The sequence below is a fragment of the Pseudonocardia sp. genome, from assembly GCF_050246655.1.
GTDB lineage: Bacteria > Actinomycetota > Actinomycetes > Mycobacteriales > Pseudonocardiaceae > Pseudonocardia.
In genome coordinates this window covers 1-6,010 of sequence record NZ_JBFWVQ010000197.1, presented here as the reverse complement: position 1 = coordinate 6,010, position 6,010 = coordinate 1, and the positions used below count along the sequence as shown (strand labels likewise).

General features: G+C 73.8%; 6 protein-coding genes. 3 read left to right on the top strand and 3 right to left on the bottom strand.

The annotated features are described in order from the left end of the window. Positions 1 to 17: 17 nt before the first annotated feature. The 3 genes from AB7J25_RS29870 to AB7J25_RS29860 all read right to left on the bottom strand — a co-directional run bounded on the left by AB7J25_RS29870 (position 18) and on the right by AB7J25_RS29860 (position 4,134). On the bottom strand, positions 18 to 1,409 hold the full coding sequence (locus AB7J25_RS29870; protein WP_428514605.1) for a WS/DGAT/MGAT family O-acyltransferase: 1,392 nt from the start codon (positions 1,407 to 1,409) through the stop codon (positions 18 to 20). Between the two features lie 94 nt (positions 1,410 to 1,503). After that, positions 1,504 to 2,595 carry a CaiB/BaiF CoA transferase family protein gene (locus AB7J25_RS29865; protein WP_428514603.1) on the bottom strand — a complete coding sequence of 364 codons (1,092 nt, stop codon included), beginning with the start codon at positions 2,593 to 2,595 and terminating at the stop codon, positions 1,504 to 1,506. A gap of 63 nt (positions 2,596 to 2,658) precedes the next feature. Beyond that, positions 2,659 to 4,134, bottom strand: coding sequence for a PLP-dependent aminotransferase family protein (locus AB7J25_RS29860; RefSeq protein ID WP_428514601.1), 1,476 nt, complete (start codon positions 4,132 to 4,134; stop codon positions 2,659 to 2,661). Positions 4,135 to 4,198: 64 nt separating this feature from the next. Here AB7J25_RS29860 and AB7J25_RS29855 point away from each other — a divergent pair, with 64 nt between their 5' ends. The 3 genes from AB7J25_RS29855 to AB7J25_RS29845 all read left to right on the top strand — a co-directional run. Then, positions 4,199 to 4,387, top strand: coding sequence for a hypothetical protein (locus AB7J25_RS29855; RefSeq protein ID WP_428514599.1), 189 nt, complete (start codon positions 4,199 to 4,201; stop codon positions 4,385 to 4,387). 10 nt (positions 4,388 to 4,397) lie between these two features. Next, positions 4,398 to 5,171, top strand: a complete 774-nt coding sequence (locus tag AB7J25_RS29850; RefSeq protein ID WP_428514597.1) for a VOC family protein — start codon at positions 4,398 to 4,400, stop codon at positions 5,169 to 5,171. Between the two features lie 145 nt (positions 5,172 to 5,316). Next, the coding region (locus AB7J25_RS29845) for an ABC transporter ATP-binding protein (protein ID WP_428514595.1) at positions 5,317 to 6,010 on the top strand (694 nt) is incomplete at its 3' end.

Genomic DNA, 6,010 nt, shown 5'->3' with positions numbered 1-6,010 from the left:
TTGGGACTAGCCCAGGACTAGCCCAGGACGGTGGCCTCCAGCGCGTCGACGGCGTCCCCGGTCTGCACGGCGAGCCGCTGCAGGTGCGGCACGGTGTCGCGGCAGCCGATGAAGCCGAAGCCGAGCGTGTCGGCGTAGCTCTGCAGCGTGATGTTGAGCGCGACGCCGTGGATCGGGATCGACAGCGGGTATGTCGCGTCCATCCGGGCGCCGCGGAAGTAGAGGGGCTCGCGCGGGCCGGGGACGTTCGACACCGTCACGTTGAACGTCAGGCGCGGGCTGGGGATCTTCACGGCGGCGCCGAGGCTCTGCAGCAGCGCGGGGGCGAGCAGCGCGGCGCTGTAGGCGACCCTGGCCTGCTGGCTCATGCCCTGCAGCTGGCGCTTGCCCTCGGTGGTGGATCGGGCGACGGCGGCGAGGCGCTCGGCGGGATCGGCGACGTCGGTGCCCATCGACGCGAGGATGGCGCCGACCGCGACGCCCCCGCCCGGATCACCCTCGGGGCGGACGTTGACGGGCAGGAACGCGACGAGCGGGCGGTCGGGCAGGGCGTCGCGCTCGGTCAGGTAGGTGCGCAGCCCGCCGCCGCAGACGGCCAGGACAACGTCGTTGAGGGTGCAGCCCGCGGCGGTGGCGATCGCCTTCAGCCGCGACAGCGGGTACTGCTGGGTGGCGAAGCGCCGGTTGCGGGTGATGCGCCGGTTGAGGATGGAGGGCGGCGCCTCGATGTTGCCGACCAGGTCGCCGGGGGTGGTGGCGAGGCGGGTGAGGGCCTTGCCGAGCTCGAACGCGGAGCCGAGGCCGCCCACGGTGCTGCGCAGCAGCCTCGTGAGGCTGCCCCATGGATCGCGGTCGTCCTGGTGGCTCTGGTCGCGGTCCCGCCACGGCGGCGGCACCGTGAACATCAGCGGCGTGTCCTTGTCGTCCGGGTCCGCGGACAGGCTGCGGGCCAGCAGCTTCATGCCCGTGTAGCCGTCCACGAGCGCATGGTGGATCTTCACGTAGATCGCAAACCGGCCGCCCGCGAGACCCTCGATGAGGTGCATCTCCCACGGCGGGCGCGACAGGTCCACCGGGTTGGTGTGCAGCCGCGCGATGAGGACGCCGAGCTCACGCTCGTCACCCGGGATGGGGACGGCGGTGCGACGCACGTGGTAGTCGAGATCGACCTGCGTGTCGACCCAGCGGTGCACGGGGTTGGGCTGCAGCCACGGCGTCTCCAGCGTGCGGTTCCACGGAGGCTGCACCTCGACGCCAGCACGCAGCTCGTCCACGAGCAGGCGCAGGTGGTCGGCCGGCGTACCGTCCGCCGCGGTGAACAGCGTGAGCCCCCCGACGTGCATGGGTGTCTCGCGGGTCTCGGCGTAGAGGAAGAGCGCGTCGGACACTCCCAGCGGCGTCTTGCTCATGCGCGGCTCCTCTCGGTCGGCGGGCTGGTCGGTGGACATCCTCCGTCACGGGGCCGCGTGTCGGTGACCGACAGGTCGCGACCGGCCGTGCCCGTCAGGACCAGTCCGCCAGCACCGACTCGACGTCCTCCGGCGCGCCGGGTCGCCCGCGCAGCTCGGCCGGCGTGCGCGAGAACCGCGGCGCGGGGGCGGCCTGCGCCACCCCCTCCCCCTCGACGATCGTGGACCGCGCCGCCATGTGCGGATGCGCCGCCACCTCGCCGAACGCGAGCACGGGCGTGACGCAGGCGTCCGTGCCGTCGAACACGGCCGCCCACTCGTCGCGGGTGCGCGACTCGAACGCCACGGCGAAGCGCTTGCGCAGCTCGGGCCACCCGGCCCGGTCGTACTGGGCGGGCAGCTCGTCCGGGGAGATCCCGAGCCCCTCCAGCATGGCCGCGAAGAACTGCGGCTCCAGGCAGCCGACGGCGACGTGGCGGCCGTCCGCACAGGTGTAGGTGTCGTAGAACGGCGCGTGGCCGTCGAGGAGGTTCGACGCGGACTCGTCGGTCCAGGCGCCCTGGGCGAGGAGGCCCCAGAACATCTGCGACAGCAGGCTCGCGCCGTCCACCATCGCGGCGTCCACGACCTGGCCCCGCCCGCAGCGCTGCGCCTCGAACAGCGCCGCGAGCACGCCGACGACGAGCAGCATGGAGCCGCCGCCGAAGTCCCCGACGAAGTTCAGCGGCGGGACGGGCCGCTCACCGGCCCGTCCGATGGCGTGCAGTGCGCCGGTGAGCGAGATGTAGTTGAGGTCGTGGCCCGCGCGGGGGGCCATCGGGCCGTCCTGGCCCCAGCCCGTCATCCGGCCGTAGACCAGCCTCGGGTTGCGGGCGTGGCAGTGCTCGGGGCCGACGCCGAGGCGTTCGGTGACGCCGGGCCGGTAGCCCTCCAGCAGGACGTCGGCCTTGTCGACCAGGCGCAGCACGGTCTCCACACCCGCCGGGTCCTTGAGGTTCGCGGTGACGTAGCGGCGGCCGCGCAGCGTGGGATCGGGGGTCGTGCCGTCGCCGAGCTGCAGCCCGCCGGGGCGGTCGATGCGCACGACGTCCGCCCCGAGGTCGGCGAGGATCATCGCCGCGTGCGGGCCGGGACCGATGCCCGCGAGTTCGACGACCTTCACCCCGGCGAGCGGTCCTGCCCCCACGCGTCCTCCTCCAAGCGGTCGGTGCCCCGCACTCTACGACGAACCTGCGGGGTGGCCGGAGGATCAGGCCACGGCGATCGGGTCGGGGTCGGGGACGCTCACGCCCAGGTCCAGGGCTTCCCAGGCGGCGGCGAGCCGGGTGAGCGCGGGTTCCGCCTGATCGCTGCGCAGCGTGTACGGCAGCCGCAGATGCCGCTCGAAGGCGCCGTCCAGGCCGAATCGGGGGCCGGCCACGAGCAGGACGTCGTGGCGCCGGGCGAGGCCGACGAGCCGGCTCGACACGGGTGCCCCGAGGTCGATCCACAGCGACAGCCCACCCCGCGGCCGCGACGGCCGCCACTGCGGGAACGCGGCGCCGACCAGGGCGAGCAGCCGGTCGCGTGCGGCGGCGAGCTCGGCGCGCCGCCCGGTGCCGATGGCGTCCACGTCGGCGAGCAGCCGGGCCACGACGAGCTGGTCCAGCACGGGCCCACCGAGGTCGACGGACGCGCGCATCGCGGCGATGCGGCGCGCGAGCGACGCGGACGTGCGGATCCAGCCGACGCGCAGGCCACCCCAGAAGATCTTGCTGGCGGAGCCCACGGTGACCAGGAGCGGCGAGTCGGGGGCTCCGTGGGCGGCGACCGGGGCGATGTCGGGCCCGTCCAGCGTGAGCTCGGAGAGGGTCTCGTCGACGATCAGCGGCGTGCCGGTGCGGCGGGCGATCTCCACCAGCCGGGCGCGGCCCTCGCCGTCGAGTCGGGCACCGCTCGGGTTGTGGTGCTCGGGAATGGTGTAGACGGCGCGGGGCGCGGTGTCGCGGATCGCGGCGGTGAACAGGTCGAGGTCCCACGCGTCCGGGCCGACGGTGTCGCGGGCCAGGGGCACCGGGACGGGGCGCGCGCCGCGGGTGCGGACGGCGTCGAGCGCGTTGGGGTAGGTGGGGTGCTCGACGAGGACCCGGTCACCGGGGCTCGCGAGGGCGGTGAGCGCGAGCGAGATCGCGCCCATCCCGCCGCTCGTGACGATGATCTGGTCGGCGGTGGTGGGAAGGCCGCGGGCGGTGAAGCGGGCGGCGATCGCGGCCCGCAGCACCGGGACGCCCGCGAGGTCGTAGCCGTGGCCGCCGAGGCGGGCGTCGAGGTCGCGCGCGGCCTCGGCGGTGGCGGCGCGCAGCTGGGGTGGCGCGGGCAGGGCGGCGTAGGCCAGGTCGTGGAGCTCGGCGCCGTCCTGGGGGGAGAACGGCGAGAACGCGGCGGGAGCGCCCCCGCCGGGCGCCTGTGTCCAGCTTCCGGCGCCGCGGCGGCTGTGCAGCACCCCCACCTCACGGAGGGCCTCGTAGGCGGTGGCGACGGTGGTGCGGCTGACGTCGAGCGCCGCGGCCAGCTCACGCTCCGCGGGCACCCGGGTCTGCAGCGGCAGGCGGCCGTCGAGCACGAGCAGGCGCACCCGGTCGGTCAGCGCGGCGGCGAGGCGGCGCCCGTCCGGGGGGCGCCAGTCGCCGAGCAGGCGGGCGAAGCTGCGGGCGCCGACGCGCCGTTGGAGATCCTCTGAAGGCACTGGGAGAGCCACCTTTGCCGAATTGGCCTTGGAGAAGCAGGCCAATAGTAGCCACACTCATGCCATGTCGCCTCTGCTGCTCATGGCCATCCTCACGACCATCGCCCTCACCTCGCTCCGTTACGCGGTCGACAGCCGCTGGGCGGGACCCGGTGAACCACCACCTCCACTGCAGCGGCGCCACACGCTCACCGGCGACGTCGCGGCGCTGGCCCGGCTGCTCCGGCGGTCGGTCCCCACCGCCCGCGGATGAGCCGGGCCGGGTGGGCGCCGCGGTGACACCCGCGAACCCGGTCCGCTGGCTCACCGCCGTCCTCGACACCCCGGAGGCGACCGCCGCCGCGGCCGAGGGTTTCTGGGCGGCCGTCACCGGCACGACACCCTCCGCGCGCCCCTCGGCGCGCGGCTCGACGCTCGTCCCCGTGACCGGCGACCCGTGCCTGCGCGTGCAGCGGACCGGCGGCGACGACGCGGTCGTGCATCTCGAACTGCACGTCGACGACCCGGACGCGACGGCCGACGACGCGATGGGCCGGGGCGCGGAGCCGGTGGCCGATCCCGGCGGCGACCGGGTGCTGCGCTCCCCCGGAGGGTTCGCGTTCCACCTCGTCTCATGGAAGGGCGAGGCGACACCGCCCGCTGCGGGCCCCGGCGGCGCGGCCGACCAGATCTGCCTCGACATGCTCCCCGGGACCGCCGACGCCGAGATCGCCTTCTGGGCGGGGTTCACCGGCTGGGCGCCGCGCGGGATCGACCGGCCCGAGTACACCTTCCTCGACCGGCCCTCCGGGATGCCGTTGCGGATCCTGCTGCAGCGCCTCGACCGGGCCGACGGGACCACAGGGGCCACGGCAGCGGGCGCCCACCTCGACGTCGGGTGCACCGATCCTGACGATCCTGACGATCCTGACGATCCCGATGCCACGCTCGCCCGGCACGTGGATCTGGGCGCCGTGGTGGTGGCGCGCCACCCGTGGTGGACGGTGCTGCGCGACCCGGCGGGGCGCCCGTATTGCCTCGTCCGCCGCGGGGGCTGAGCCGGGACCCGCGGGCACCGCACCCACCGAACCGATGAGTAACTGACCTCCCGTGCCGTCGTTGGGTCGATGACGGCCGGTGGACGAGCGCGTCCCACTGCGTGTCCGGGCGAAGGTCCCATGCGAAGCGGCGGGGGAGGCATCGGTGGCCGGGGTCGAGGTGAGGGTCGAGGGGCTGACGAAGTCCTTCGGCCGGGCCAACATCTGGTCGGACGTGACGCTGACGCTGCCGCCCGGTGAGGTGTCGGTGTTGCTGGGCCCTTCGGGGACGGGCAAGTCGGTGTTCCTGAAGTCGCTGATCGGCCTGCTGAAGCCGGAGCGGGGGTCGATCGTCATCGAGGGCGTCGACCTGTGCCGGTGCTCGGAGTCGGAGCTCTACGAGATCCGCAAGCTGTTCGGCGTGCTGTTCCAGGACGGGGCCCTGTTCGGGTCGATGAACCTGTTCGACAACATCGCGTTCCCGCTGCGCGAGCACACCCGCAGGTCCGAGCGGGAGATCCGCGACATCGTCATGGACAAGATGGCGATGGTCGGGCTTACCGGCAGCGAGGAAAAGCTGCCCGGTGAGATCTCCGGTGGGATGCGCAAGCGGGCCGGGCTGGCCAGGGCGCTGGTACTGGATCCGAAGATCATCCTGTTCGACGAGCCGGACTCCGGCCTCGACCCGGTCCGCACGGCGTACCTGAACCAGCTGATCATCGACCTGAACGCCCAGACGGACGCGACGTTCCTCATCGTCACCCACGACATCAACTCGGCGCAGACGGTGCCGGACAACATCGGCCTGCTCTACCGCAAGCACCTGGCGATGTTCGGCCCGCGCGAGGTGCTGCTGACCA

Bases quoted from the DNA above. Each gene is read 5' to 3' on its own strand.
- AB7J25_RS29855 (WP_428514599.1), top strand. From the start codon at position 4,199: ATGTCGCCTCTGCTGCTCATGGCCATCCTCACGACCATCGCCCTCACC.
- AB7J25_RS29870 (WP_428514605.1), bottom strand. From the start codon at position 1,409: ATGAGCAAGACGCCGCTGGGAGTGTCCGACGCGCTCTTCCTCTACGCC.